Source organism: Pseudomonas sp. AC247, from assembly GCF_979258015.1.
Genome location: NZ_OZ409829.1, coordinates 658,550 through 682,122, shown reverse-complemented (window position 1 = coordinate 682,122; position 23,573 = coordinate 658,550). Strand labels below are relative to the sequence as shown.

General features: G+C 60.1%; 22 protein-coding genes. 14 read left to right on the top strand and 8 right to left on the bottom strand.

Translation table 11 applies throughout. From position 1 onward, the window contains the following. The first annotated feature begins 152 nt into the window (after positions 1 to 152). Entirely contained in the window at positions 153 to 1,034 is an 882-nt protein-coding gene (locus tag ACZZ0B_RS03255; RefSeq protein WP_463544364.1) for a LysR substrate-binding domain-containing protein, read from the top strand. Positions 1,035 to 1,148: 114 nt separating this feature from the next. Here the strand turns inward: ACZZ0B_RS03255 and ACZZ0B_RS03250 are convergent, their stop codons facing one another. Next, positions 1,149 to 1,763 (bottom strand): NAD(P)-dependent oxidoreductase, encoded by a 615-nt coding sequence (locus ACZZ0B_RS03250; protein WP_463544363.1) that lies wholly within the window; start codon positions 1,761 to 1,763, stop codon positions 1,149 to 1,151. A 262-nt stretch (positions 1,764 to 2,025) separates the two neighbouring features. Beyond that, positions 2,026 to 2,904, bottom strand: coding sequence for an MBL fold metallo-hydrolase (locus ACZZ0B_RS03245; protein WP_463544362.1), 879 nt, complete (start codon positions 2,902 to 2,904; stop codon positions 2,026 to 2,028). A 114-nt stretch (positions 2,905 to 3,018) separates the two neighbouring features. Between ACZZ0B_RS03245 and ACZZ0B_RS03240 the strand changes: the two genes are divergently transcribed. Both ACZZ0B_RS03240 and ACZZ0B_RS03235 read left to right on the top strand, forming a co-directional pair. Then, positions 3,019 to 3,924, top strand: a complete 906-nt coding sequence (locus ACZZ0B_RS03240; RefSeq protein WP_202949190.1) for a LysR family transcriptional regulator — start codon at positions 3,019 to 3,021, stop codon at positions 3,922 to 3,924. Positions 3,925 to 4,053: 129 nt separating this feature from the next. Then, positions 4,054 to 4,230, top strand: coding sequence for a hypothetical protein (locus ACZZ0B_RS03235; RefSeq protein ID WP_008085463.1), 177 nt, complete (start codon positions 4,054 to 4,056; stop codon positions 4,228 to 4,230). A 126-nt stretch (positions 4,231 to 4,356) separates the two neighbouring features. On the opposite strand, the gene ACZZ0B_RS03230 is transcribed toward ACZZ0B_RS03235, so the two are convergent. After that, the gene (locus ACZZ0B_RS03230) at positions 4,357 to 5,241 is read right to left on the bottom strand and encodes a helix-turn-helix domain-containing protein (RefSeq protein WP_463544361.1); all 885 of its coding nucleotides are present in this window, start codon (positions 5,239 to 5,241) and stop codon (positions 4,357 to 4,359) included. A gap of 178 nt (positions 5,242 to 5,419) precedes the next feature. Between ACZZ0B_RS03230 and pobA the strand changes: the two genes are divergently transcribed. Both pobA and ACZZ0B_RS03220 read left to right on the top strand, forming a co-directional pair. Next, complete coding sequence (gene pobA / locus ACZZ0B_RS03225; RefSeq protein WP_463544360.1) at positions 5,420 to 6,613, top strand: 4-hydroxybenzoate 3-monooxygenase; 1,194 nt, start codon at positions 5,420 to 5,422, stop codon at positions 6,611 to 6,613. Between the two features lie 79 nt (positions 6,614 to 6,692). Continuing rightward, on the top strand, positions 6,693 to 8,210 hold the full coding sequence (locus tag ACZZ0B_RS03220) for an MDR family MFS transporter (RefSeq protein WP_045123245.1): 1,518 nt from the start codon (positions 6,693 to 6,695) through the stop codon (positions 8,208 to 8,210). Positions 8,211 to 8,293: 83 nt separating this feature from the next. Here ACZZ0B_RS03220 and ACZZ0B_RS03215 read toward each other — a convergent pair whose 3' ends face one another. The 4 genes from ACZZ0B_RS03215 to ACZZ0B_RS03200 form a co-directional block, all read right to left on the bottom strand. Then, a complete protein-coding gene (locus ACZZ0B_RS03215; protein ID WP_463544359.1) occupies positions 8,294 to 9,142 on the bottom strand; it encodes a cache domain-containing protein in 849 nt (282 codons plus the stop codon). Positions 9,143 to 9,403: 261 nt separating this feature from the next. Then, positions 9,404 to 10,258: an ATPase gene (locus ACZZ0B_RS03210; protein ID WP_440094563.1), complete on the bottom strand. Its 855-nt coding sequence runs from the start codon at positions 10,256 to 10,258 to the stop codon at positions 9,404 to 9,406. Positions 10,259 to 10,374: 116 nt separating this feature from the next. Next, complete coding sequence (locus tag ACZZ0B_RS03205; RefSeq protein WP_008085474.1) at positions 10,375 to 11,367, bottom strand: NAD-dependent epimerase/dehydratase family protein; 993 nt, start codon at positions 11,365 to 11,367, stop codon at positions 10,375 to 10,377. Positions 11,368 to 11,421: 54 nt separating this feature from the next. After that, positions 11,422 to 12,315, bottom strand: a complete 894-nt coding sequence (locus tag ACZZ0B_RS03200) for a LysR family transcriptional regulator ArgP (protein WP_008085475.1) — start codon at positions 12,313 to 12,315, stop codon at positions 11,422 to 11,424. Positions 12,316 to 12,411: 96 nt separating this feature from the next. Between ACZZ0B_RS03200 and ACZZ0B_RS03195 the strand changes: the two genes are divergently transcribed. From ACZZ0B_RS03195 to ACZZ0B_RS03185, 3 genes are all read left to right on the top strand, one after another. Then, on the top strand, positions 12,412 to 12,813 hold the full coding sequence (locus ACZZ0B_RS03195; protein ID WP_463544358.1) for an ACT domain-containing protein: 402 nt from the start codon (positions 12,412 to 12,414) through the stop codon (positions 12,811 to 12,813). 5 nt (positions 12,814 to 12,818) lie between these two features. Beyond that, entirely contained in the window at positions 12,819 to 13,421 is a 603-nt protein-coding gene (locus tag ACZZ0B_RS03190; protein ID WP_008085477.1) for a LysE/ArgO family amino acid transporter, read from the top strand. A gap of 176 nt (positions 13,422 to 13,597) precedes the next feature. Then, entirely contained in the window at positions 13,598 to 14,194 is a 597-nt protein-coding gene (locus ACZZ0B_RS03185) for a superoxide dismutase (protein WP_008085479.1), read from the top strand. Here the strand turns inward: ACZZ0B_RS03185 and ACZZ0B_RS03180 are convergent. Then, on the bottom strand, positions 14,184 to 14,546 hold the full coding sequence (locus tag ACZZ0B_RS03180; protein ID WP_463544357.1) for a hypothetical protein: 363 nt from the start codon (positions 14,544 to 14,546) through the stop codon (positions 14,184 to 14,186). The two genes, ACZZ0B_RS03185 and ACZZ0B_RS03180, sit on opposite strands and share 11 nt — an antisense overlap. Before the next feature lie 102 nt (positions 14,547 to 14,648). Between ACZZ0B_RS03180 and ACZZ0B_RS03175 the strand changes: the two genes are divergently transcribed. From ACZZ0B_RS03175 to ACZZ0B_RS03150, 6 genes are all read left to right on the top strand, one after another. Beyond that, the gene (locus tag ACZZ0B_RS03175) at positions 14,649 to 16,700 is read left to right on the top strand and encodes a putative bifunctional diguanylate cyclase/phosphodiesterase (protein ID WP_158833764.1); all 2,052 of its coding nucleotides are present in this window, start codon (positions 14,649 to 14,651) and stop codon (positions 16,698 to 16,700) included. Between the two features lie 208 nt (positions 16,701 to 16,908). Beyond that, complete coding sequence (locus ACZZ0B_RS03170) at positions 16,909 to 18,255, top strand: imelysin family protein (protein ID WP_008085485.1); 1,347 nt, start codon at positions 16,909 to 16,911, stop codon at positions 18,253 to 18,255. Positions 18,256 to 18,515: 260 nt separating this feature from the next. Further along, entirely contained in the window at positions 18,516 to 19,943 is a 1,428-nt protein-coding gene (locus ACZZ0B_RS03165) for a di-heme oxidoreductase family protein (protein ID WP_463544356.1), read from the top strand. 28 nt (positions 19,944 to 19,971) lie between these two features. Continuing rightward, positions 19,972 to 21,036, top strand: coding sequence for an imelysin family protein (locus tag ACZZ0B_RS03160; protein ID WP_400650546.1), 1,065 nt, complete (start codon positions 19,972 to 19,974; stop codon positions 21,034 to 21,036). A gap of 14 nt (positions 21,037 to 21,050) precedes the next feature. Then, positions 21,051 to 22,151, top strand: coding sequence for a DUF1513 domain-containing protein (locus ACZZ0B_RS03155; protein ID WP_440094554.1), 1,101 nt, complete (start codon positions 21,051 to 21,053; stop codon positions 22,149 to 22,151). 265 nt (positions 22,152 to 22,416) lie between these two features. Beyond that, entirely contained in the window at positions 22,417 to 23,565 is a 1,149-nt protein-coding gene (locus ACZZ0B_RS03150; RefSeq protein ID WP_463544355.1) for an efflux RND transporter periplasmic adaptor subunit, read from the top strand. The last annotated feature ends 8 nt before the right edge of the window (positions 23,566 to 23,573 follow it).

Below are 23,573 nucleotides of genomic sequence, written 5' to 3'. Positions count from 1 at the left end.
TCCAACATCGCAGTGACTGATCTACCGGTATCGCGAGCAGGCTCACTCCTACATAAAGCCCTTTAATGGGCTCATTGAACGGTCGGCAGGTAGCCGCAACAATCGATTAAAAGTCATACTAGCCATGTCCTCACGTCATACCTTGGATCGCCATGAAGCGCCTGCCGCCCCTGTCCGCCCTGCACACCTTTCTGATCACCGCGCAGTGCTGCAACTTCACCCGTGCCGCCGAGCAGTTGCACATCACCCAAGGCGCGGTGAGCCGGCAGATCGCCGGGCTGGAAGAGCATCTCGGTTATCCGCTGTTCATCCGTCTGGCCCGAGGTTTGGCGCTGACCGCCGAGGGACGTGAATGGTTACCGCGCGTGGAAAAAATCTTCGGGCTGATCAGCGAAGCGACCGAGCAGATCGGCCAACAACGCAAAACCCTGCAACTCAAGGCGCCCAGTTGCGTGATGCGCTGGCTGCTGCCGCGCTTGCTGCAATGGCAGAAAGAACGCCCGGACGTGCCGGTAAAACTCACGGCTTCGTTGCAACACGGGGTGGATTTTCAGCGTGAGCAATTCGATGCGGCGGTGATCTACGGCGCGCCGCCCGATAACTCGCCGGGCGCGTTGCACTTGTTTGATGAGCAACTGACGCCGGTGTGTTCACCGCTGCTGCTCAAGGGTTCACCGGCGCTGAATGCACCGGCGGATCTGCAGCAGCATCTGTTGCTTCATCCGACGCACGATATTCAGGATTGGTCGGTGTGGCTGAACGCAGCCGGGCTGCAGTTGAACAACATCAGCAGCGGCCAGCATTTCGAAACGCTGGATCAGGCGATGTCGATGGCGTCGCACGGCACGGGGGTGGCGATCGGGGACTGGTCGTTGATCGGCGATGACTTGCGCGCAGGAAGGCTGGTGATGCCGTTTGCTTTGAAAGTGAAAACAGGATTGGCGTACTACGTGGTGTTGCCACCAGGAACCGAGCCGTCGCCACCGCTCGAAGAACTAATGATCTGGCTGACAGAACAAGCCCACACCCGCTAAACACAAATCCCCTGTAGGAGCTGCCGAAGGCTGCGATCTTTTGATCCTGGTTTTTTAAAATCAAAAACAAGATCAAAAGATCGCAGCCTTCGGCAGCTCCTACAGGGGGATGTGTCAGTAGCCGACGGTGTAGCGTTGGTGTGAATGCTTTGGTGTTTCCACTTCGTCGATCAGTGCAATCGCATAGTCGGCAAAGCTGATCCAGCTACGGCCCTCGGCGCTCACCAGCAAGTGATCCTGGCCGACGCGGAATTTGCCCGTGCGCTCACCCTCAACGAATTCCGCCGATGGCGAGAGGAAGGTCCAGTCCAGCTCTTTTTCCTGGCGCAACGCATCAAGAAACGCCGCACCGGCGCTGGCCTCGGTCTTGTACTCGGCCGGGAAACCGGCGCTGTCGATCACCCGGGAGTCGTCCGGCAGCAACAGCGAGCCGGCACCGCCGACCACCAACAAACGCTTTACACCCGCCTGCTTCACCGGCCCAACGATGGCGCTCGCAGGAACAGTAGCGAAATGCGCCGCGGTGATCACCACGTCGTGACCGGCGAGCGCTTCTTGCAGTGCCGCCGAATCGAGCACGTCGACATTCTTGCTGACGACACCGGCACGGGCGCCGATCTTCGCAGTATCGCGGGCGATGGCGGTGACGCTATGACCGCGACGCAGGGCTTCTTCCAGCAGTTGGCTACCGGCACGGCCGGTGGCACCAATGATTGCGATCTTGCTCATGACGTTCTCCAGTTGGCTTGAGTGTTTCAAATGAGGCACATATCTATTGAGTGAAGATATTCCCTGTGCTGAGGAAACTTTGTGGCGAGGGGATTTATCCCCGATGGAGTGCGAAGCGCTCCCCTGCTTTTTCCTGTGAAACCGCATTCTCAGGATTTGCGACTGCTGCGCAGCCGATCGGGGCGGTGCGACGATTCGCTAAATCCCCTCGCCACAAAGGCAATCAGCAATCCTTGAAACCTCAGTATTCAGATGGAGCGGGTTACCACTTCATCTCACCCTTCGCGACTTTCGCGCTCAGCTCCAGCGAGCTCTCTTCACCCAGCGTCGGGTAGCGCTTTTTCATCGCGGCGATCAGCGCAGCAGAATCCTTGGCCTTCGCGGTTTCTGCGTCGAATGCCTTAATGTAGTCGGCGGTGAATTTCACGCTGGCCAGCGAGCGGCCGCTGTCACCCAGATAGTGACCCGGCACCACGGTTTTCGGCTTCAGGGTTTCGATCGCGTGCAGCGTCTGCAGCCAGTCGGCATGGGATTGCGCGGTCTGCGTGTCAGCCATCCACACGTGAATGTTCTCGGCCACTACCACGCCACCGACTACAGCTTTGAGCGACGGAATCCACACGAAGCTGCGATCCGGTTGCTTGCCCTCAAGGCCGACCACCTGCAATTTCTGCCCTTCAAGCATCAGGGTGTCGCCCTTGAGCACACCTGGGACGATGGTTTTCGCCGGCACGTCGGCGCCCATTTTCGGGCCCCAGAACGCCAGTTTCCCGGCCACGGTTTTATTGATGTGATCGACGGTCGGTTGCGACGCCAGCACCTTGGCATTCGGAAAAGCCTGGGTCAGGGTATCGAGACCGAAGTAGTAATCCGGGTCACCGTGGCTGATGTAGATGGTGGTCAGTTGCTTGCCGCTGGCGCGGATCTTCTCCACCACCTGTTCGGCCTGGGATTTGCCGAACTGTGCGTCGACCAGAATCGCGTCTTTCTCGCCGCTGACCAGCACCGATGTCACCGGAAAAATCGCATTGGCGCCTGGGTTGTAAACGTCCAGGGTCAAATTGGCCGCCGCTGCGTGCGCGGCGAAACCCAGTGAAGCGGTGGCGAGCAGAACGCGTTTGAGTGTGGTGAAACCGATCATCTGTTGCTCCGGTGTGCGAATGCCTTGCTTGGCGATGAAACACAGCTTAGTTGCCTGACTCAGTACAAAAAATGCGATGCTTGAACATAGTTTGTTTCTGAAAGCGGGCAAATCATGGATCGTCTCCAAGCAATGCGAGTGTTTGTCACCGTGGTGGACCTGGGCAGTCAGTCGGCCGCCGCCGACCAACTGGACCTCTCACGTCCGGTGGTTTCACGTTATCTGGCGGAGCTGGAAGACTGGGTCGGCGCACGCCTGATGCACCGCACCACACGCAAGTTGAGCCTGACCGCCGCTGGCAGTGAAATCCTCCCGCGCTGTCGGCAGATGATCGAACTGTCGAACGACATGCAGGCCGCCGTCAGCGAACCCGACGACGCACCGCGCGGGCTGCTGCGAATCAGCGTCAGCACGTCGTTCGGCCAGGCGCAACTGGCCGACGCGGTGGCTGCGTATGTCAAACGCTATCCGGGGGTGAGCATTGATCTGCAAATGCTCGATCGCACGGTGAACCTGGTGGATGAACGGATCGACCTGGCGATTCGCACCAGCAACGATCTTGATCCGAACCTGATCGCCCGGCGCCTGACGGTGTGCCGCTCAGTGGTGTGTGCAGCGCCCGCGTATCTGCAAGAACACCCGGCGCCACAACGGGTCGAGGAATTGAGCCGGCATAACTGCCTGACGCACTCGTATTTCGGCAAGAGCCTGTGGCATTTCGAGGAAGACGGCGAGCCGGTGTCCGTGCCGGTGCAGGGCAATATCAGCGCCAACGAAGCGAGCACTCTGCTGCGCGCGACCCTGGCCGGCGCGGGCGTGGCGATGCTGCCGACGTACCAGGCCGGCGTGCATATCCACAGCGGTGAACTGGTGCGCCTGCTGCCCGCAGCGGAACCACGGCAACTGAACATCTACGCGGTGTACGCCTCACGCAAACACATGCCGGCGGCGCTGCGCAGCCTGCTGGATTTTCTGGTGCAGCGGTTTCCCGAGACCCCGGCGTGGGATGTGGGATTTTAAAAGTCAAAAGATCGCAGCTGCGGCAGCTCCTACACGGATCCATGTAGGAGCTGCCGCAGGCTGCGATCTTTTGATCTTGTTCTATGCTGAAAGTAATACCGCAGGGTATTTCGTTCAGAGGTGAACGCCATGAACATCAAAACAAGAAGGTATTTCGCGATTTTCATCACCTGCGCCGCCACGCTGGCGCTGTACGGCACCGCTGCCTGGCGGGTCGAGCAACTGCGACAGCTGCCGCGCGAATACGCGAGCTGCAATTTCGAGCGCTGCATTCCGCACAATGCCACGCTGAATGCCCTGCGCTGAGGCTGACACAAAACCTGTGGGAGCTGGCTTGCCAGCGATTGCGGTCTGACATTCAGCATTTAAGGTGACTGAACCACCGCTATCGCTGGCAAGCCAGCTCCCACATTTTTTGCAGCGGCTTTGAGGTTACTGTTCGGCCTTCAGTCGATCGCGGAAGGCTTTTGGTGAGATCCCGACCCTGCGCCGGAACAGCCGTGTGAAGTTGGTCGGATCGGAAAAACCGAGCAATTCCGACATCTCGTAAATGGTCATGCTGGTGTACGTCAGCAGGCGCTTGGCTTCCAGCAACTGGCGTTCGTGCATGATCTGCAACGCCGGTTGCCCCGCCAGCTCCCGGCACGTGCCGTTAAGGTGCGATACCGAAATCCCCAATCGATGCGCCAGGTCCTCGACCTTCACGTGCTGGCGATAAGTCTCCTCCACCAGTTGAATGAAACCGTTGAGGTACTCGCGCTGACGCTGCGGCCGTTGGCTGGCGTTATGCCGAACAATCGCCTGGCGACTGACCCAGACCATGATCACGCTGACCAGCGCATGCATGAGCATTTCCCGCGCCGGTTGATGACCGTTGTATTCGGCCTGCAACGCACAAAACAGACTGTTCAGGTATTCGCCGTCCGCGCCTGCCGGGTAACTTTCGGTTTGGGCAAGCGCATGCACCGCGTCGCCCAGTTGCGCCTGCAAATGGTTGATCAGCGGTGTGGCGAGGGTGACGATGAATCCTTCAACGTCCTCGGAAAAACGAAAGCCGTGCACCGACAGCGGTGGCAGGACTTGAATGGCGGGTGTCTTGCGCTGCGTGCGTTGCCCTTCGATTTCAAGCTCTGCCTGACCTTTGAAAACGAAGAGTAATTGGCACAAATCGGCGTGGCGGTGGGGTTTGATTTCCCATTGATGTTCGCGGCTGCGGGAGGAAATGGTTTCACAGTGCAGCAAGTCAGGGGTTGGCCAGTCCAGGCTTTCACCGTAGAGCTTGAACACCGGAATCGAAGGCAGGTCAGGCTTGTTCATCACTTCAATCCAGGCCTCGGGGTTTGCGGGCGATAATCGCACCGATTGGCAGAATGTACAGGTATCGGCTCAGTTTTCACCTTCAATTGACAGACCCGCAAGGGAAAAATGCAAGCACTCGATCCATAAAAATCATTCAGCGGCGATTGCCGCGTGAAGCTTGCGAGTTATAAAAACAATGAAAACGCTGAAAACCCAAGTCGCCATCATCGGCGCCGGTCCGTCCGGTTTGCTCCTCGGTCAGTTGCTGCACAACGCCGGCATCGACACTCTCATTGTCGAACGTCAGGCCCCCGACTATGTGCTCGGGCGTATCCGCGCCGGCGTGCTTGAACAAGGCATGGTAGAGCTGTTGCGTCAGGCTGGGGTGAGTCAGCGGATGGACGCTGAAGGTCTGGTTCACCACGGTTTCGACCTGGCCCTCAACGGGCAACAAGTACACATCGATTTGCATACGCTGACCGGCGGCAAGAGCGTGATGATCTATGGCCAGACCGAAGTCACCCGCGACCTGATGGCCGCTCGTCGGGAGGCCGGCGCGTCGACAATTTATCAAGCGAGCAATGTCGTTCCCCACGGCATGAAAAGCGACGAAGCTTTTGTCACCTTCGAAAAGGACGGCGAAACCTGGCGCGTCGATTGCGACTACATCGCCGGTTGCGACGGTTTCCACGGGGTCGCGCGGCAGTCGATTCCTGCTGAATGCTTGAAGGTGTTCGAACGGGTTTATCCGTTCGGCTGGCTGGGCATTCTTGCCGACACGCCGCCGGTGCATGAGGAACTGGTCTACGCCCGCCACGAGCGCGGGTTTGCCTTGTGCAGCATGCGGTCGGCAACGCGCACCCGCTATTACCTGCAAGTGCCGGCCGAGGAAAACGTCGATGACTGGAGCGATCAACGCTTCTGGGATGAGTTGAAACGTCGTTTGCCTGAGTCGCTGGCCGAGCAACTGGTCACCGGCCCGTCCATCGAAAAAAGCATTGCGCCGCTGCGCAGTTTTGTCGTCGAGCCAATGCAGTACGGGCGGATGTTCCTCGTCGGTGACGCGGCGCACATCGTGCCCCCGACTGGCGCCAAAGGTCTTAATCTGGCGGCAAGCGACGTCAGCACCTTGTTCAATATTCTGCTGAAGGTTTACCGCGACGGTCGCACCGAGCTGTTGGATAAATACTCGGAGATCTGCCTGCGCCGCGTGTGGAAAGCCGAACGGTTTTCCTGGTGGATGACCTCGATGCTGCACCGCTTCGACGATCACGATGCGTTCAGCCAGCGCATCAGTGCCTCGGAACTGGACTACTTTGTCAGTTCAGAAGCGGGCCGAAAAACCATTGCAGAAAATTACGTCGGACTTCCTTATGAGGCTATCGAATAGCCTGCTACCGACTTACACTGGCGAGCATCCCCGCTCGCCTGACGATCTGCGGGACTCTCACTGCCCGCAGGTTTTGCCCGTGACCAATCTCAATCATCCCGAAACGCCCAAACCGGCCATTCGCAGCGTGCTGGTCGCGCTGATGATGGCGATCTTTCTTGGTGCGCTGGATCAGACCATCGTCGCCGTGTCGATGCCGGCCATTTCTGCTCAGTTCAAGGACGTCAGCCTGCTGGCCTGGGTGATTTCCGGGTACATGGTGGCGATGACCGTGGCCGTGCCGATCTACGGCAAGCTCGGCGACTTGTACGGGCGGCGCAAACTGATGCTGTTCGGCATGGGCCTGTTCACCCTCGCTTCGCTGTTCTGCGGCATGGCGCAAAGCATGGAGCAACTGGTGCTGGCGCGGATCCTTCAGGGCATCGGCGCCGGCGGGATGATTTCGGTGAGTCAGGCGATCATCGGCGACATCGTGCCGCCGCGTGAACGCGGGCGCTATCAGGGTTACTTCAGCAGCATGTACGCGGTGGCCAGCGTCGCCGGGCCGGTGCTCGGTGGTTACATGACCGAATACCTGTCGTGGCGCTGGGTGTTTCTGATCAACCTGCCGCTGGGCCTCGGCGCTTACTGGGTGGCACGGCGCAACTTGCGCGGCCTGCCGATTCCGCAGCGCAAACCGGTCATCGATTATCTCGGCACCCTGCTGATGATCATTGGCCTGACGGCACTACTGCTGGGCATTACTCAGGTCGGCCAGGGTCATTCGTGGCGCAGCGGCGAAGTGCTTGGCTTGTTCGCGTGTGCGGTGGTGGTTTTGGCGGTATTTGTCTGGCACGAGCGCCGTGCGCGTGAACCGTTGCTACCGATGCACCTGTTCGCCAACCGCAATGCCTTGCTGTGCTGGTGCACGATTTTCTTCACCAGTTTCCAGGCGATTTCGTTGATCGTGTTGATGCCGTTGCGCTTTCAGACCGTCACCGGTGCCGGCGCCGACAGCGCGGCGTTGCACTTGCTGCCGCTGGCGATGGGCCTGCCGATCGGTGCCTATTTCGCCGGGCGTCGCACGTCGATCACCGGGCGCTACAAACCGCAGATTCTGACCGGCGCGCTGCTGATGCCGATCTCGATTCTCGGCATGGCATTCAGTCCACCCGAGGCGACTTTGATCAGCGGCTTGTTCATGTTGCTCTGCGGCATTTCCAGCGGCATGCAGTTCCCGACCTCGCTGGTCGGCACGCAGAACTCGGTGGAGCAGCGCGACATCGGCGTGGCCACCAGCACCACCAACCTGTTCCGCTCACTGGGCGGCGCGGTGGGTGTGGCGTTGATGTCGGCGCTGCTGCTGGCGCTGTTGCAGGATTCAAGTTTCGCCCATTTGGCGAGCAGTTCGCTGATGAGCGAGGGGCATTCGGGCAACGTCTTGCTTGATGGTTTGAACGCAGCACCGGGGGATGCACAGAATGCCTTGCGCGCCGAGTTGCTGGTGACATTCCGCCATTTGCTGTGGGTGAGTGCGGCGGTGTCTTTGCTCGGGCTCGCGGCGGCGATTGCGATGCCTAACAGCCTGCTGCGCGGGCGTGAGCACGGCGCCAAATAACACAGCAAAAGTTCGCAGCCTGCGGCAGCTCCTACAGGGCAATAATCATGCAGGAGCTGCCGCAGGCTGCGATCTTTTAATCTTCAAGGGCTGTAATAACCGACCGCCACCAGAAAATGCCCAGCCTTCTTCAGGTAGGCATGTTTATCCTCGACCTTGCCGGTGACCGGGTTCTTCCAGCGATACTCATACTCGCCGTCATCCTGCTTGCCGATCAGCGCCAGAATCGGCTCGCCGACCGGTTTGCCCTCCGGATCCTTGACCTTGCCAAAGTCGGTATTGACCAGCCGCAAATTGGTGCCATGCGCGACATAGCGCTGGGTGTTCAGATCGACCACGAACACATACAAGTCATCCTGCAAATACCCGCCCTTGAGCGAGTTGATCGCCATCAGCGTGCCCTTCTCATCCTTGCTCAGATCGGTCGCGGCTTTGTCCAGCAGGGCCTTGGCCTGCTCGGCCGAGGCGCGCGGCAGGTAATAGCCAACCGCCAGAATCCGCTGCCCGATGCGCTGGTAGAACACATGCTTGCGCTCGACCTTGCCATCCGCCTGGTTCTGCCAGCGGTATTCGGCTTGCTGAATGCCATTGCCTTCCGGCACCCGCAACGCCTCCTTGAAGGCCTTTTGCAGATCCGGCCCGAGCACTTCACTGACGTCACGGCCGATCAGCGCTGAAGACGGCCCGCCGCTGGCAAGCATCACGCCCTTGGTGTCGACCACGAATACATAACGATCCTTGTCGACGAACTCGCCCTGGCGGCTGAACGCGGCGAAGGCCTTGTCGCCGTTGTCGTGGTAGTAGGCCAGCGCTTTTTCCAGCAAGGCGATGGCGGCCTGGCTGTCATCTTTTGCGGCGGTCGCGGCGCTGGCCTGGCCGAATCCGGCCAGTAACAGCAAACAGAGCCAGGCGAATTTATGCACAAACCCCATGACGCATCCCTCGTTCCTGTTGGTGTTTCAAGAGCGTAGACGGGTTGGCGTTAGACGGAGGTTGAAGATGAATCGAGAGATTGCCGCATCTTCCTGTGACAAAGGAGATTTCTGTGGTGAGGGGATTCATCCCCGATGGGTTGCGAAGCAGCCCCAAAAACTGAGCAATCGGTATTGCTGGAGAAATGCAGGGGAGCGCTCCGCACTCCATCGGGGATGAATCCCCTCACCACAAAGGCTCCCCGCATTAAGTGATCTGAGTTATGGCCGGGAATTTATTTGCTGCTGCAAGTTCTGGATCTGCGCCTGCAAGGTGTTGATATTGCGCGTCATCTGCCCACGGAACGCGTCGAACTCAGCCGTATTGCCGCCACCCTGCGGGGCTGCCGGGCGGTTGTCCTGCTGACTTTTCAGGACGACGATGTCCTGTTCCAGACGATCAATCGCCGCGCTCGGATTGCCCTGTTTCTTCAACGCGGCAATATCGGCGCCAAGGCTCTTGAACTGCGCATCGAAGGACTTCAATTGCGCGTCGACCTTGCTGGTGTCGGCCGGGGTGCTTTTCACCGTCGCCAGCTCCGCACTCAAGGCTTTGACCTGTGCTTGCAACTGGGTGCTGGCGTTCTGTTGTTCGGTCGTTTGCGCGGTCATCTGCGCCAGGCGCTTATCGAGATCGCTGGCCTGACCGGCGACGCCCTGCTGCTGTTTGCTCTGATCGAGCAGCTTGCCTTCAAGCTGTTTGATCTGCAGCTTCAGGGCTTCGCTGTCACTGGTGACGTTGCTCTGGCTGGCCACGACCTTGCCGGAAATGTCCTGCAGGCGCCCCGCCGCTTCTTCACTGATGCGCGCAAAGCTTTCCTGGGTCGCGACCAGTTGCTGTTCCATCAGCGAAATCTGCTGGAAACTCCACCAGGCCAAGCCGATGAAGGCAAAGAACAACGCGCCGACCAATGCCCACAGCGGCCCGGTGCTCGCGGCTTTGACCTGGACCACCGGTGGCGTGCGCGAGTGCACGGAGGTGCGCGCAGTGGTCGGAATGTCATCGTCGTCGAAGGTGTCGGCACGCAGGCTCGGGACATCGTCGAAATCGTCGTGGGCATCATTACGCATGGACATTGAGGCAACCTTTGTGAAACGCGGTGATGGCTAAATGCTGCGAAGTATAACCGCCGCAGCCGCAGGGATTGACCCCCAACGGGCGGTGCGGTTCATTGCCGCCGGGCCGAATCGTTTCAACGAATGTCCTGAGCTTTCCACCACGCGCAGAACTCATCCAGCGCCGACCATAGGCTGACTTTCGGATCGTAGTCCAGATAATGCCGGGCGCGACTGATGTCGAGGGTGAAATTTTTCTTCATGACTTGCATGCCCAGCCGCGACAGCGTCGGCTCCGGACGCCCCGGCCAGAGTTTGCAAGCGCCTTCATTCAACGCGGCGACACTGTAGGCCAGCCCGTAGGACCGGTACTGGGTGACCTGTGGGACTTCCATCCTGCGCATCACGTAATTGACCACATCCCACAACGGCACTGGCGCACCGTTGCTGATGTTGTAAGCCTTGCCCAACGCGGAGCCGGCGGCCAGCAGACTGCTGAGCATGGCTTCGTTGAGGTTCTGCACGCTGGTGAAATCGACCTTGTTCAGGCCATTGCCGATGATCGCCAGCCGGCCCTTGCGCTGCATGTTCAGCAGGCGCGGGAAGATGCTCATGTCGCCGGCACCAGTGACGAAACGCGGGCGCAGGGCGATGGTTTCGAGGCCGAATTCCTGCGCGCCGAAGACTTTTTGCTCAGCCAGGTATTTGGTCGCGGCGTAGTGATGCTTGAAGCGTTTTGGCACTTGCTCTTCGGTCAGGCCCAGGTGATCGCGGCCATCGAAATAAATCGACGGCGAAGACAGGTGTACCAAACGGCGCACGCGTTGCTTGAGGCAGGCTTCGACGACGTTTTCGGTGACCTGCACGTTGCCCTGATGAAAGTCCTGATAACGGCCCCACAGGCCGACGGCGCCAGCGCAATGCACCACGGCTTCTACGTCGGAGCACAGCTCGCGCACCAGATCAGGATCGGTCAGATCGCCGGGCACAAATTCGGCGCCACGGCGTACCAGATGCTCGACGCTCTCGGCCCGGCGACCGTTGACCCGCACGTCCAGGCCCTGCTCCAGGGCGAAACGCGCAAAGCGCCCGCCAATGAAGCCGCTTGCGCCGGTGACCAGAATTTTCATGTAAAGCTCCGATGTCTTTCGTTTTGCCTGATTCGTGTGTCTTGACGCTGGCCGTCAGTCCAACGGCACCAACCATTGCGCGGATGAACGCACCAATTGCTCGGTCAGCAACCCCAGCAGCTGACCGCCATTGCGCCAATGATGCCAGTACAACGGCACGTCGATCGGTTTATCTGGCAACAGTTCGCGCAATTCGCCGCGTTGCAACTGCTCGCGCACTTGCAGTTCCGGCACCAGGCCCCAGCCCAGTCCGGCCTCGGTCAAGCGGATAAAACCTTCCGAGGACGGGCACAAATGGTGCTCGAAGCCACCATCGACGCCCAGCGACGCCAGGTAGCGGTGCTGCAGGAAATCGTCCGGGCCGAACACCAGCGCCGGCGTGCGCGGCAGTTGTTCGGCGCGCACGCCATCAGGGAAATGCCGTTCGATGAACGCCGGGCTGGCCAGCGCGCGATAGCGCATCGCACCGAGCAACACGCTGCGTGCGCCGGCCACCGGCCGTTCACTGGCGCACAGGCACGCGGCGACCTCACCGGCGCGCATGCGCTTGAGGCCGACGGTCTGGTCTTCGACGATCAGGTCAAGCAGTAAATGCTGCTCGGCGCAGAAATCCCCCACCGCCTGCGCCCACCATGTCGCGAGGCTGTCGGCGTTCAGCGCGATGCGCAGGCGCTCGGGCAGGCCCTCTTCGTCCAATGCCGGCACGAGGGTCTGCAAGTCGCGCTCAAGCAAACGCACCTGTTGCACATGGTTGAGCAGCCGCCGGCCAATCTCGGTGGGCGACGGCGGTGTGCCGCGCACCAGCACCGGTTGGCCGACCCGCGCCTCAAGCAGTTTGATCCGCTGGGAGATCGCCGACTGTGACAAGCCCAATACCTGCGCGGCCCGTTCGAATCCGCCCTGCTCGACCACGGCGGCCAGAGCGGAAAGCAATTTGTAGTCGAACATCAGTTTTCCTAATGAGCGATCAGCACTATTGGTTTTTCTTATACAGGTTTCGCCCGGAGAATAGCCAGCAAGCACTCTTAACCAAGGACCACTTCAATGGCTGGCGAAACTTCACTCACAACCCTGTTGCGCAGCATGAGCCCGCAACTCAACGCCGGCGAATACGTGTTCTGCACCCTGCGTGACGGCCAGATGCCCAATGGCCTGGAGATCGTCGGCAGCTTCCGCGAACAGGAAGGCCTGACGCTGATTGTCGAACGTTCCCACGCCGAACAGGCCGGTTTCAGCTTCGACTATGTCGCCGCGTGGATCACCCTCAACGTGCACTCGGCGCTGGAAGCCGTCGGCCTTACCGCCGCATTTGCCACGGCATTGGGCAAGGCCGGGATCAGTTGCAACGTGATCGCCGGTTACTACCACGACCATTTGTTCGTCGGTCAGGCCGACGCCGAACGCGCCATGCAAGTGCTGCGCGATCTCGCAGCCAACGCGGAGTAATGGTTATGTGGCAGAGCTATGTGAACGGCTTGCTGGTGGCGTTGGGGCTGATCATGGCGATCGGTACGCAGAACGCCTTTGTATTGGCGCAAAGCCTGCGCCGTGAACATCACCTGCCGGTGGCGGCATTGTGCGTGGTCTGTGATGCGCTGTTGGTTGCGGCCGGGGTATTCGGCCTGGCGACGGTTCTGGCGCAGAACCCGACATTGCTGGCGATTGCCCGTTGGGGCGGCGCGACGTTTTTGATCTGGTACGGCAGCCAGGCGCTGCGTCGGGCCTGTTCGAAACAGAGCCTGGATCAGGGTGAAAACCAGACAGTGCGTTCGTTGCGTGCGGTAATGCTCAGCGCTTTGGCCGTGACGCTGCTCAACCCGCACGTTTATCTGGATACGGTGCTGCTGATCGGTTCTCTCGGTGCGCAGCAATCGGTGCCGGGAGCTTATGTGGTCGGCGCGGCGAGTGCTTCGCTGTTGTGGTTTTTTACCCTTGCGCTAGGCGCGGCATGGCTGGCGCCATGGTTGGCCCGGCCGAGCACCTGGCGGATTCTCGATCTGGTGGTGGCGTTGATGATGTTCACGGTCGCCGGACAACTGATATTGGCGTCGTGATTTATTCCAAACAGCTCTGGAACCTCTATCCCACACAGTTGTTGCGTGGTTAAGCCGCAACCCCGGTGCTATGATCCGAACCCTGCGCCGCAAAGAGTAAAAACTCGCCGGTGCATTTCTGGCCGCCCGTGATCGGCCTTGCGCTCACCGCAACAGACCTGATTAGGAGAATCATCATGGCTTTCGAATTGCCGCCGCTGCCTTACGCACACGATGCCCTGCAGCCGCACATTTCCAAGGAAACCCTGGAATACCACCACGACAAGCACCACAACACCTATGTCGTGAACCTGAACAACCTGGTGCCAGGCACCGAGTTCGAAGGCAAGACCCTGGAAGAAATCGTCAAGACTTCCTCGGGCGGTATCTTCAACAACGCCGCTCAGGTCTGGAACCACACTTTCTACTGGAACTGCCTGGCGCCAAACGCCGGCGGTCAACCTACCGGCGCGCTGGCTGAAGCCATCAACGCTTCGTTCGGTTCGTTCGACAAGTTCAAGGAAGAGTTCAGCAAAACCTCGATCGGCACCTTCGGTTCCGGCTGGGGCTGGCTGGTGAAAAAGGCTGACGGTTCCCTGGCCCTGGCCAGCACCATCGGCGCCGGCAACCCGCTGACCAGCGGCGACACCCCGCTGCTGACCTGCGACGTCTGGGAACACGCTTACTACATCGACTACCGCAACGTTCGTCCGAAGTATGTCGAAGCGTTCTGGAACCTGGTCAACTGGAAGTTCGTTGCTGAGCAGTTCGAAGGCAAAACCTTCACCGCTTAAGCTGCGCGCCAGTCAAAAAACCCGGCTTTTGCCGGGTTTTTTTACGCCTGTGATTCATACGCACGGCCGAAACCTGCGAATACTCAACGCTTTTGACTTCCTGTAGGAGCTGCCGAAGGCTGCGATCTTTGGCGTATTCAGGTACGCCGAAGATCAAAAGATCGCAGCCTTCGGCAGCTCCTAAATTGGGCTCGGTTTTTTCCCACTGCCTTGGCTTGCTGCCGCCGTACAGAGGGCTAACATCAAAACAGCGGAAAAAATGCTGCGAAGCGCTCAAGTTGAGGGTCGAAACTACCGACATAGTACAGATTAGGGCTAATACTCCAGACAGCAGCATTTCGGCCAACGCCACAGGCTAATTATCCTCGGCCTGATTGTCCCTTTGACTGCCAACACGGGATTGCCAATACTCATGGCAACTTGACGCTACCCGCACGGATTAAGGAATAACCCTTTGAAGCTGGAACTCAAGAACAGCTTGTCGGTGAAGTTGCTCCGGGTCGTGCTCCTGTCGGCATTGATCGTCGGCGTAGTCTTGAGCTGCGCGCAGATTGTTTTCGATGCCTACAAAACGCGTCAGGCGGTTGCCGGCGACGCCGAACGCATCCTCGACATGTTCCGCGACCCCTCGACCCAGGCGGTTTATAGCCTTGATCGGGAGATGGGCATGCAGGTGATCGAAGGCCTGTTCCAGGACGACGCCGTGCGCCAGGCCTCCATTGGCCATCCCAACGAAGCCATGCTCGCGCAAAAATCCCGCGAGTTGCAGCATTCCAACAGCCGCTGGCTGACCGACCTGATCCTCGGCCAGGAACGCACCTTCACCACGCAGCTGGTGGGGCGCGGTCCGTACAGCGAGTATTACGGCGACTTAAGCATCACCCTCGACACCGCCACCTATGGCGAAGGGTTTATCGTCAGTTCGGTGATCATTTTCATTTCCGGCGTGTTGCGCGCACTGGCCATGGGCCTGGTGCTGTATCTGGTCTATCACTGGCTGCTGACCAAACCGCTGTCGCGGATCATCGAGCACCTCACCGAGATCAACCCCGACCGCCCCAGCGAACACAAGATTCCGCAGCTCAAGGGCCACGAGAAAAACGAACTGGGGATCTGGATCAACACCGCCAACCAGTTGCTTGAGTCGATCGAACGCAACACCCATCTGCGCCACGAAGCAGAAAACAGCCTGCTGCGCATGGCCCAGTACGACTTCCTCACCGGCCTGCCGAACCGTCAGCAATTGCAGCAGCAACTGGACAAGATTCTGGTCGACGCCGGCAAGCTGCAACGCCGGGTCGCGGTGTTGTGTGTAGGGCTGGACGATTTCAAAGGCATCAACGAACAATTCAGCTACCAGACCGGCGACCAGTTGTTGCTGGCGCTGGCTGATCGCCTGCGCGCCCACAGCGGCCGCCTCGGCGCCCTCGCCCGTTTGGGTGGCGATCAGTTCGCGCTGGTCCAGGCGGATATCGAACAGCCTTACGAAGCAGCGGAACTGGCGCAAAGCATTCTCGATGACCTCGAGGCGCCGTTCGCTCTCGGCGATCAGGAAATCCGCCTGCGCGCGACCATCGGCATCACTCTGTTTCCGGAGGACGGCGACAGCACCGAAAAGCTGTTGCAGAAGGCCGAGCAGACCATGACCCTGGCCAAGACCCGCTCGCGCAACCGCTATCAGTTCTACATCGCCAGCGTCGACAGCGAGATGCGCCGTCGCCGCGAACTGGAGAAAGACCTGCGCGATGCCTTGCTGCGCGATCAGTTCTACCTCGTTTATCAACCGCAGATCAGCTATCGCGATCACCGCGTGGTCGGCGTCGAAGCGCTGATTCGCTGGCAGCATCCGGAACACGGCCTGGTGCCGCCGGACTTGTTCATTCCGCTGGCGGAACAGAACGGCACGATCATCGCGATTGGCGAGTGGGTGCTGGATCAGGCCTGCAAGCAATTGCGCGAATGGCACGATCAGGGTTTCGCCGATCTGCGCATGGCGGTGAATCTTTCCACCGTGCAGTTGCACCACGCCGAGCTGCCACGGGTGGTCAATAACCTGCTGCAGATGTACCGCTTGCCGCCGCGCAGCCTGGAACTGGAAGTCACTGAAACCGGCCTGATGGAAGACATCAGCACTGCCGCCCAGCACCTGCTGAGCCTGCGTCGCTCCGGTGCACTGATCGCCATCGACGACTTCGGCACCGGCTACTCATCGCTGAGCTATCTGAAAAGCCTGCCGCTGGACAAGATCAAGATCGACAAGAGCTTCGTGCAGGACCTGCTCGATGACGACGACGATGCGACCATCGTTCGCGCGATCATTCAGTTGGGCAAAAGCCTTGGCATGCAGGTGATTGCCGAGGGCGTGGAGACGGCCGAGCAGGAAAGCTACATCATCTCCGAAGGCTGCCACGAAGGTCAGGGTTACCACTACAGCAAGCCGCTGCCGGCGCGTGAGTTGAGTGCCTACCTCAAACAGGCGCAACGCAGTAACGCGGCCATTCTTTAAAAGTCAAAAGATCGCAGCCTGCGGCAGCTCCTACATTTGCAATGCGTTCCCCTGTAGGAGCTGCCGAAGGCTGCGATCTTTTGATCTACGTAAATAAGAAATATTTCCAGCCACAACCCTTTACACATAATGCGAAAGATTTGCATTATGTCGCAGTTTTGCGCACCCCCGCGCCTGTCCTATAAACCACCGAAGCAGGATGTTCGCCATGATTCGTATGCCTCTGGCTACCGCCAGTCTGCTGGCCATCGCTATTTCCCTCGCCGGTTGCGGCGAAGGCAAAGACAAGGCCGCCGCTCCGGCCGCGCCGACTCCAGCCGCCAGCACCACCGCTCCTGCGGCTGCGCCTGCCGCTGCCGGTAAAGTCGATGAAGCGGCCGCCAAGGCTGTGGTCGCGCACTACGCCGACATGGTCTTCGCGGTTTACAGCGATGCCGAATCCACCGCGAAAACCCTGCAGACCGCCGTCGACGCATTCCTTGCCAAGCCGAACGCCGACACCCTGAAAGCCGCCAAGGCTGCCTGGGTTGCTGCGCGCGTTCCGTACCTGCAGAGCGAAGTGTTCCGCTTCGGCAACACCATCATCGACGATTGGGAAGGTCAGGTTAACGCCTGGCCTCTGGACGAAGGCCTGATCGACTACGTCGACAAATCCTACGAGCACGCACTGGGTAACCCGGGCGCTACCGCCAACATCATCGCCAACACCGAAGTTCAGGTCGGCGAAGACAAGGTCGACGTCAAAGACATCACCCCGGAAAAACTCGCCAGCCTCAACGAGCTGGGCGGCTCCGAAGCCAACGTCGCCACCGGCTACCACGCCATCGAATTCCTGCTGTGGGGCCAGGATCTGAACGGCACCGGCCCTGGCGCTGGCAACCGTCCTGCCTCCGACTACCTGGAAGGCGCCGGCGCCACTGGCGGTCACAACGATCGTCGTCGTGCCTACCTGAAGTCCGTGACCCAACTGCTGGTCAGCGACCTGGAAGAAATGGTCGGCAACTGGAAGCCGAACGTGGCTGACAACTACCGCGCCACCCTGGAAGCCGAGCCGGGCGAAACCGGTCTGCGCAAAATGCTCTTCGGCATGGGCAGCCTGTCCCTGGGCGAACTGGCGGGCGAGCGCATGAAGGTTTCCCTGGAAGCCAACTCCCCTGAAGACGAGCAGGACTGCTTCAGCGACAACACGCACTACTCGCACTTCTACGATGCCAAAGGCATTCGTAACGTCTATCTGGGCGAGTACACCCGTGTTGACGGCACCAAAATGACCGGCGCCAGCCTGTCGTCGCTGGTGGCCAAGGCTGATCCGGCGGCCGACACCGCGCTGAAAGCCGATCTGGCTGCGACAGAAGCGAAGATTCAGGTCATGGTCGATCACGCCAACAAGGGTGAGCACTACGACCAGTTGATCGCTGCCGGCAACACCGCTGGCAACCAGATCGTTCGCGACGCGATCGCCTCGCTGGTCAAGCAGACCGGTTCGATCGAAGCCGCTGCCGGCAAACTGGGCATCAGCGACCTGAACCCGGACAACGCTGATCACGAGTTCTGATCAAACGCGTCCGCGTCAAAAAAGGCGACCTTAGGGTCGCCTTTTTCATCCCTGCCGTACACGGCCCCATGTAGGAGCTGCCGAAGGCTGCGATCTTTTGATCTGTCTATTAGAAGCAAGATCAAAAGATCGCAGCCTTCGGCAGCTCCTACAGGGGTTTTGCATTTGCGCTGTATCAAGCAAACGATAATTCCTCTTATTCAAACCCCCTCGCCCTGTTAGACTTTGCGCCTTTATTTTGCCCGTCCGCAGGATGTCTGATGCCCTCGCTGCCTCTTCGCTTGTCCGCACTGTTGCTGGCCCTGGGCCTGAGTGCCTGCGATGACGCCTCGCGTTTCACCAAGGCCGAGCCCGGTGAAGCGCGTTCCGGCGGTGCGGCGACCGTGCGCAAGACGGATCAGAATGCGTTCTCCCTGCCCTCGGCGAACCTGCCACCGTCGCGGCGGGTGGATTTCAGTGTCGGCAACAGCTTCTTTCGCAGCCCGTGGGTGATCGCGCCGTCGACCACCACCGCGCGCGATGGCCTCGGCCCGTTGTTCAACACCAACGCCTGCCAGAACTGCCACATCAAGGACGGTCGCGGTCATCCGCCAACGCCGGACGCGGCCAACGCAGTGTCTATGCTGGTTCGATTGTCGATTCCCGACGCACCGGAATATGCCCGGCTCATCGAGCAGGTCGGCGTGGTGCCAGAGCCCGTCTACGGTGGCCAGTTCCAGGACATGTCCGTACCGGGAGTTGCCCCGGAAGGTAAGGTGCGCGTCGACTACATCCCGGTGCCTGTGCGGTTCAAAGACGGCACCGAAGTCGAGTTGCGCAAGCCGGTGTTGCAGATCACCCAACTGGGTTACGGCCCGATGCATCCCGACACACGTTTTTCCGCACGCGTCGCGCCGCCGATGATTGGCCTCGGCCTGCTTGAAGCGATCCCTGAGGAAGCGATCCTCGCCAACGCCGCCGCACAGGCCAAAGCGAAAAACGGTATCAATGGCCGGCCCAATCAGGTCTGGGATGACGCGTTACAGAAAACCGTCATGGGCAGATTTGGCTGGAAAGCCGGGCAACCGAACCTCAATCAACAAAATGTTCACGCGTTTTCCGGTGATATGGGCCTGACGACCAGCCTGAGACCGTTCGATGATTGCACCGACGCGCAAACCGCCTGCAAACAGGCGCCGAACGGCAATGGGCCGGACGGCGGGCCGGAAGTCAGCGACAACATTTTGCGTCTGGTGCTGTTCTACAGCCGCAACCTCGCTGTGCCGGCACGCCGTGGCGTTAACGATGCAGACGTCATCGCCGGCAAGAACCTGTTTTTCCAGGCCGGTTGCGATTCGTGCCACACCCCGAAATACACCACCGCCGCCAACGCCGCCGAACCTGAACTGGCCAATCAAGTGATTCGCCCGTACAGCGATCTGCTGCTGCATGACATGGGCGACGGTCTGGCCGACAACCGCACAGAGTTCCAGGCCTCCGGCCGCGACTGGCGCACACCGCCGTTGTGGGGGATTGGCCTGACGCAAGCGGTCAGCGGCCACACGCAGTTTTTGCACGACGGTCGCGCGCGCAATCTGCTCGAAGCGGTGCTCTGGCACGGCGGCGAAGCGACGGCGGCGCAGCAACAGGTTTTATCTTTCAATGCCGAGCAGCGTGCCGCGCTGCTGGCGTTTCTGAACTCACTTTAAACACTGATAAAAGAATCGGGAGCCCGACATGTTCCGTCCCAAGCTACTGTTCACCAGCCTTGCCGCGCTCGCCCTCGGCGCCTGCTCACCGCAGGATCCGCAAGCGGTCACCTCGGCAGCCATCGCCAAATCGGTGATCCTGCCGACCTACACCCGTTGGGTCGAAGCCGACAAGCAACTGGCGGTCAGCGCCCTCGCCTACTGCCAGGGCAAAGAAACCCTGGAGACCGCCCGCGCCGACTTCCTGCACGCGCAGAAAGCCTGGGCCGAGTTGCAACCGCTGCTGATCGGCCCGCTGGCCGAGGGCAACCGCGCCTGGCAAGTACAGTTCTGGCCGGACAAGAAGAACCTTGTCGGTCGTCAGGTGGAGCAACTGGTTGTCGCCCAGCCGCAGATCGATGCCGCCGCACTGGCCAAATCGAGCGTTGTCGTTCAGGGCCTGTCGGCCTACGAATACATCCTGTTCGACGCCAAGCCTGACGTCGCCAACGCCGAGCAGAAAGCCAAGTACTGCCCACTGCTGATCGCCATCGGCGAGCGTCAGAAGCAACTGGCCGAAGAGATTCTGCAGAACTGGAACAACACCGACGGCATGCTCGCGCAGATGACCAAGTTCCCTAACCAGCGCTACGCCGACTCCCACGAAGCGATCGCCGATCTGCTGCGCGTGCAAGTCACCGCGCTGGACACCCTGAAGAAAAAACTCGGCACGCCAATGGGCCGCCAGAGCAAGGGCGTGCCACAGCCGTTCCAGGCCGATGCATGGCGCAGCCAGTCGTCGATGACCGCGCTGGAAGCCAGCCTGGCCGCCGCCAAAACCGTGTGGGAAGGCGTCGACAACAAAGGCCTGCGCGGGCTGTTGCCGGCTGAGCAAAAGCCGTTGGCCGACAAGATCGACGCTGCTTACGCCGCCTCACTGAAACTGTTCGACAGCACTCAGCGCTCGCTCGGCGAAATGCTCGAAGACGACGCCGGTCGTCAGCAACTCAACGACATCTACGACAGCCTCAACGTCGTCCATCGCCTGCACGAAGGCGAACTGGCCAAGGCGCTGGGCATCCAACTGGGCTTCAACGCCAACGACGGTGACTGATGAGGACAAGTGCCATGCTGCGACGCCAGGCTCTGACTTTAGCTAGTACGCTGCTGGGAGCAGTGACACTGGGCGGCTGGACGCTGTTCAAACGCAAGGATCAGAGCCCGCTGCTGTTGTCGGCGCGCGATGACACCGACGGCAAGCACTACGCCGTCGGTTATCGGCTGGACGGCACGCGCGTGTTCGCCACCGAAGTCGGCCAGCGTTGCCACGACATCATCAACCACCCGACGCAGCCGATTGCGCTGTTCGTCGCGCGGCGTCCGGGCACCGAGAGTTACCTGATCGACCTGCGCGACGGCAAGTTGCTGCAGACGCTGACCTCGCAGCCGAACCGGCACTTCTACGGCCACGCCGTGGTGCACAAGGACGGCGAGTACCTGTACGCCACTGAGAACGACACCACCGACCCTGGCCGTGGATTGCTCGGCGTGTACAAGTTCGAAGGCGAGCGGCTGGTACACAGCGGCGAGATTTCCACCCACGGCCTCGGCCCGCATCAGGTGTCATGGATGCCCGATGGCGAGACGCTGGTGGTGGCCAACGGCGGGATTCGTACCGAGGCGGAAAGTCGCGTCGACATGAACCTCAGCGCCATGGAACCGAGCCTGGTGCTGATGCAGCGCGACGGTACGTTGCTGAGCAAGGAAACCCTCGCCCAGCAGATGAACAGCGTGCGCCATTTGGGCATTGCCAGTGACGGCACCATCGTTGCCGGTCAGCAATTCATGGGCGCATCGCACGAGCGTTCGGAACTGCTGGCGATCAAGCGTCCGGGGCAGCCGTTCGTGGCGTTCCCGGTGCCGGAGCATCAGTTGCAGTCGATGGGGCACTACACCGCCAGTGTTGCGGTGCACAGTGAGTTGCGTCTGGTCGCACTGACGGCGCCGCGTGGTAATCGCTTCTTTATCTGGGACCTGGACAGCGGCGAAGTTCGCCTTGATGCGCCGCTGCCGGATTGCGCAGGTGTCGGTGCGGTGCAGGACGGTTTTGTCGTGACCTCCGGTCAGGGCCGCTGCCGCTACTACGATTGCCGTCAGGATGAACTGCTGGCCAAACCGCTGGAACTGCCGGCAGGGCTCTGGGACAACCATCTGCACCTGATGGCCTGATACCCATAGTTAAAATTAACGCGCCCCTGTGGCGAGGGGATTTATCCCCGTTCGGCTGCGCAGCAGTCGCAAAACCATCCGACACGGTTTAACAGACAGACCGCGTTCACAGGTTTTGGGGCGGCTTCGCCACCCAACGGGGATAAATCCCCTCGCCACAGGGGGTCATGTCGTCTCATGTGTAAAAAGTGGCAGTTGGATTACCTGCCTTTCTCGGAGTAATGTTCGGGCCTGTCTCACCTGATTTATCCAAGGAACTGGAAATATGCTGCGTCGCCGCATGCTGATCATGTTGGGTGTTGTGTTGCTGATCGTCCTGGTGCTGGGCGGGTACAAAGCCTTTTCGATCTACACGATGATCCAGGGCTTTTCCAAGCCGAAACCGCCGATCAGCGTCGCCGTGGCCAACGCCAGCGAACGGCCGTGGCAGATGCGCTTGCCCACCGTCGGCACGCTCAAGGCATTGCAAGGCGTCGAGCTGAGTCTGGAAGTCGCCGGCACGGTCACTGAACTCAAGTTCGAATCCGGACAGAAGGTCAAAGCCGGGCAACCGTTGCTGCAACTCGACAGCGCCGTCGAAACCGCCCTGCTGGAAACCGCCAAGGCAGACTTGGGTCTGGCGCAACTGGACTTCGGCCGTGGCGCGCAACTGGTCGACAGCCGCGCCATCTCCAAAGGCGAATTCGACCGCCTCTCCGCCGTGCTGCAAAAGAACAAAGCCACGGTCAATCAGCTCAACGCCTCGCTGGCGAAAAAACGCATTCTCGCGCCGTTCAGCGGCACCATCGGCATCCGTCAGGTCGACGTCGGCGACTACCTCGCCAGCGGCACCAAAATCGCTACGTTGCAGGATTTGAGCAGCCTCTACGCCGACTTCTACCTGCCCGAACAATCGGTGCCAAAACTGGCCATCGGCCAACCGGTGCAAATCTCGATCTCGGCTTATCCGGGGCAAAACTTCGCCGGCAAGATCAGCGCAATCAACCCGATCGTCGAAAGCACTACGCGCAACATCCTGATCCGCGCCACCTTGGCCAACCCCGACGGCAAACTGTTGCCCGGCATGTTTACCAGCCTCGAAGTGCTGCTGCCCGATCCGCAGAAACACATCGTCGTGCCGGAGAGCGCGATCACCTACACCCTCTACGGCAACTCGATCTACGTGGTCGGGCAGAAAAAGGCCGAAGACGGCAGCGTCGAAAAAGACGACAAGGGCCAACCCGTACTGATCGCCGAACGCCGCTTCATCGAAACCGGTGAACGCCGCGATGGCCTGGTGATGATCAACAAGGGCGTGCAGAACGGCGAACAAGTGGTGACGGCTGGCCAGATCAAACTGGACAACGGCGCGCACATCGCCATCAGCGACGACAAGACCCTCGGCGAGCAGAACAGTCCGCCCCGCGCCGACTGATCAAGGAA

What these genes read in the sequence shown, in the direction of transcription:
- ACZZ0B_RS03255 (WP_463544364.1), top strand. Translation starts at nt 153, where the DNA reads ATGAAGCGCCTGCCGCCCCTGTCCGCCCTGCACACCTTTCTGATCACC.
- ACZZ0B_RS03250 (WP_463544363.1), bottom strand. Translation starts at nt 1,763, where the DNA reads ATGAGCAAGATCGCAATCATTGGTGCCACCGGCCGTGCCGGTAGCCAA.
- ACZZ0B_RS03245 (WP_463544362.1), bottom strand. Translation starts at nt 2,904, where the DNA reads ATGATCGGTTTCACCACACTCAAACGCGTTCTGCTCGCCACCGCTTCA.
- ACZZ0B_RS03240 (WP_202949190.1), top strand. Translation starts at nt 3,019, where the DNA reads ATGGATCGTCTCCAAGCAATGCGAGTGTTTGTCACCGTGGTGGACCTG.
- ACZZ0B_RS03235 (WP_008085463.1), top strand. Translation starts at nt 4,054, where the DNA reads ATGAACATCAAAACAAGAAGGTATTTCGCGATTTTCATCACCTGCGCC.
- ACZZ0B_RS03230 (WP_463544361.1), bottom strand. Translation starts at nt 5,241, where the DNA reads ATGAACAAGCCTGACCTGCCTTCGATTCCGGTGTTCAAGCTCTACGGT.
- pobA (WP_463544360.1), top strand. Translation starts at nt 5,420, where the DNA reads ATGAAAACGCTGAAAACCCAAGTCGCCATCATCGGCGCCGGTCCGTCC.
- ACZZ0B_RS03215 (WP_463544359.1), bottom strand. Translation starts at nt 9,142, where the DNA reads ATGGGGTTTGTGCATAAATTCGCCTGGCTCTGTTTGCTGTTACTGGCC.
- ACZZ0B_RS03210 (WP_440094563.1), bottom strand. Translation starts at nt 10,258, where the DNA reads ATGTCCATGCGTAATGATGCCCACGACGATTTCGACGATGTCCCGAGC.
- ACZZ0B_RS03205 (WP_008085474.1), bottom strand. Translation starts at nt 11,367, where the DNA reads ATGAAAATTCTGGTCACCGGCGCAAGCGGCTTCATTGGCGGGCGCTTT.
- ACZZ0B_RS03200 (WP_008085475.1), bottom strand. Translation starts at nt 12,315, where the DNA reads ATGTTCGACTACAAATTGCTTTCCGCTCTGGCCGCCGTGGTCGAGCAG.
- ACZZ0B_RS03195 (WP_463544358.1), top strand. Translation starts at nt 12,412, where the DNA reads ATGGCTGGCGAAACTTCACTCACAACCCTGTTGCGCAGCATGAGCCCG.
- ACZZ0B_RS03190 (WP_008085477.1), top strand. Translation starts at nt 12,819, where the DNA reads ATGTGGCAGAGCTATGTGAACGGCTTGCTGGTGGCGTTGGGGCTGATC.
- ACZZ0B_RS03185 (WP_008085479.1), top strand. Translation starts at nt 13,598, where the DNA reads ATGGCTTTCGAATTGCCGCCGCTGCCTTACGCACACGATGCCCTGCAG.
- ACZZ0B_RS03170 (WP_008085485.1), top strand. Translation starts at nt 16,909, where the DNA reads ATGATTCGTATGCCTCTGGCTACCGCCAGTCTGCTGGCCATCGCTATT.
- ACZZ0B_RS03165 (WP_463544356.1), top strand. Translation starts at nt 18,516, where the DNA reads ATGCCCTCGCTGCCTCTTCGCTTGTCCGCACTGTTGCTGGCCCTGGGC.
- ACZZ0B_RS03160 (WP_400650546.1), top strand. Translation starts at nt 19,972, where the DNA reads ATGTTCCGTCCCAAGCTACTGTTCACCAGCCTTGCCGCGCTCGCCCTC.
- ACZZ0B_RS03155 (WP_440094554.1), top strand. Translation starts at nt 21,051, where the DNA reads ATGCTGCGACGCCAGGCTCTGACTTTAGCTAGTACGCTGCTGGGAGCA.
- ACZZ0B_RS03150 (WP_463544355.1), top strand. Translation starts at nt 22,417, where the DNA reads ATGCTGCGTCGCCGCATGCTGATCATGTTGGGTGTTGTGTTGCTGATC.